This window comes from Selenomonas sp. AE3005, from assembly GCF_000686945.1.
Lineage (GTDB): Bacteria > Bacillota > Negativicutes > Selenomonadales > Selenomonadaceae > Selenomonas_A.
In genome coordinates this window covers 1-2692 of sequence record NZ_JMME01000026.1, presented here as the reverse complement: position 1 = coordinate 2692, position 2692 = coordinate 1, and the positions used below count along the sequence as shown (strand labels likewise).

Sequence of the window (2692 nt, the reverse complement as noted above, 5' to 3'; positions counted from 1 at the left end):
GCCGTACCATTGACGATTATCTGGCCTTTATCACCGCCGCCATAGGCCTGCAGTTTGCCATCGGATACCAAAGTGCCGTTAATTGTCATATTTTTGTCAGCCGCGGAGGCGCCGATAGTACCGTGATTGATGAACTGCCCCGTGGTTTCATCTGTATAGCCTGTGGGCATTCTGTCCGACATATCATTGACTGTATAGGTACCACCGTACAGCTCAGCCTCCTTTGCCACATTTACATTTACTACATTGGCACTGCCGGTATAATTAAGAATACCACCACTCACATTCATCTTCATGTTATCTTCGCCGGTGATATTGCCGCTATAGGTCATATTCGTATTGAAATTAAGATTGGTCACCAGATCAGGAATATACTGATGATAATCGATACCATTTTCCTCTCTTTTTCCTCCGTACTGAATACGTAATACATCCCGCTTGTCACCAGTTTGGTCATAGGCTCCTTCACAGGACGGATCATTAAATTGTTTCCAGTCAGAAACGATGTTGCCCTGAATTTTGGCCCCATTATTTATATTTATATTTTTTACAAAGGCAGTCTTGCCAATATAAATGGCATTTTCTTTACCAGCCAAATTGCCGGAAAGATTATAGTTATTCACCAAAGCACCTTCCAGCTCATCATTGCAGGCAGTATAGGCATTAGGCCCAATACTGGTCAAGTCAAGATTACGGGTCCGATATATTTCTCCTGGTTCTCTACCACTACTTTTGCTGTTTACCCAACGCCTATACCGAATATATGAACCACGGTACTCAAAGCCGCCGCTTCTGCCGGAGCCGAAATCAAACCGCATGGCGGTACCACCGTCGCCCATGGCGGTCACCGTACCGGCCTGGTCCACATTCTGGTCCCGGCCATAGGCAATCATAACACCATTGCCCCGGTAACCATCAGAATGTATTTCCGTATCCTCTGGAATAATCAGGTTGTTTTTCATGCCATCAACACGAATACCAACAGCGCCCGTACCATGAGTCAAAATATCCGCCGCCTGCGTAACAGTATTGTCATATCCATATACATGGAGCCCAATACCAAGGGGTATTTCACTATATGTATCTTCCAAATATGCGGTCCCATCACTATTGCGGGCGAAATATCCCTGCGTATTGGTAATATTCCCCCCATTCCCGTATATGGAACGTCCATAATAAGCCTTGCGGTCCAGTTTATAGCCTAAATCCTGCAATGCAGCCAGCTCTGCTTCCAAAAAAACGGAATAGTTGCTGTAATCACGATGACTCATCATACCGGCGGTCTGAATATGAGAGCCGTCAAACTTATCACTTTCCCAACCATTTACCGACAATGCACTACGACCGTAAAACTTGCCCCCACCCAGGGCCTCCACCACATTAGGACCAGTAAAATATGCAAAGCCGTTACCATTCGCATCAACCTTTTCATCTACTATAAAATAGTCCTTCGCTGAAATGCTTGGATCGTCACTCTGCAGGTCAGCAAACGTAGCCGAAGTAACAATCTTCATCCCAGGCTTGGCCCTGTTGCCATTCTGGTCATAGAGATTAAGCGTCCAGGATTTTTCATCGGTAAGGGTAGGTAAAAACGTTGTCACGTCATTTCTTGTCCTTTTTCGGGCGGTGATCCCCAGAGCATGCCCCAACTCATGCCTAACAGTTCCCGCAAAGTTGGTGGCCTGTTCATTGGTCGGCAGTACAGTATCCGTATCCACCCACCAGCCATCTATGGCGCCTGTTCGTTTGGCCCCGGAATAATAGCCTATCATCACCCGGCTGAACCCGTATTTGCCTTCCGGCAATACACCGGTTTGGGCATTTTCATAGGTCAGTTGTTCATAGACAGTGCCATTTTGCAGCTGATCGGTGACAAAGAATTCGTTGTTCCTATAGCTTCTTCTTGCTGCTCTTTCACCATTGGACACAATACTTCTGGAGGCAGCCGAAGCATTCCTTCTCCAGTCTGTAGATACAAAAATCTGCCAAGGGGTAGTATTTTTCAAGCCAGGTCCCAACATATTTGTCCAATAAGATGCACTGTCTGCCATAGCAGAGATCAACTCATTCGACAAATTGTACGATGCTGCCGGAACAAGATATTGATTGGCGGCTCCAATCCCCTGGCCTTCCTTTAAAAAGTTAATTTCAGCAACATGTTTTCCATTGTAATCCAAATACTTGGTTGCCAAATATTCGCTTGCTCCAGCCGAAGTATAAGGAGTGGTTGACATCAAACCAATAAGTACCGCTGTTACCAGTGTACGATTATACTTAACACCCATTCTCTTTTGCTTTTTCTTCATACTATCACTTCCAGATAAACTCGAGTTTATTTCCCAATATTTAATTACCACATTCTTCTCAAAGTAACCGCTGCCATAAGGTCTTTGTCGTGTCTGCCCTTCTGCAGGGCCAAATCACCGGCCAAAGTCCAGCCCGGCGAAAATTCTGCCTCACCGCTTAGCGACATCACCATATGTGTCTTATCCTGCTGGCCGCGCATTTCATAATCAGATGAACCGCCCCCAAAAAGACCAAAAGTCACCCGGGGATTGGCACCGCTGAACGCATGTTTTACGCCGAGCCGCATGGCATAGCTGCCCTTGTTCAGGTAGCGCTTAAACTCCACACCCAGGCCCGTTGCCAAGTAGGTATTTTCGGCACTGTTGACCCGCTGGCCAAATACGCC

At 46.4% G+C, this 2692-nt stretch carries 1 protein-coding gene and 1 pseudogene; both read right to left on the bottom strand.

Annotated features, from left to right (window positions below):
• Positions 1-2306, bottom strand: a pseudogene (locus DL94_RS15425) (autotransporter outer membrane beta-barrel domain-containing protein); the annotation flags it as partial.
• Positions 2307-2350: 44 nt separating this feature from the next.
• A partial coding sequence (locus DL94_RS14805) for an autotransporter domain-containing protein (protein WP_037371850.1) occupies positions 2351-2692 on the bottom strand: 342 nt, incomplete at its 5' end.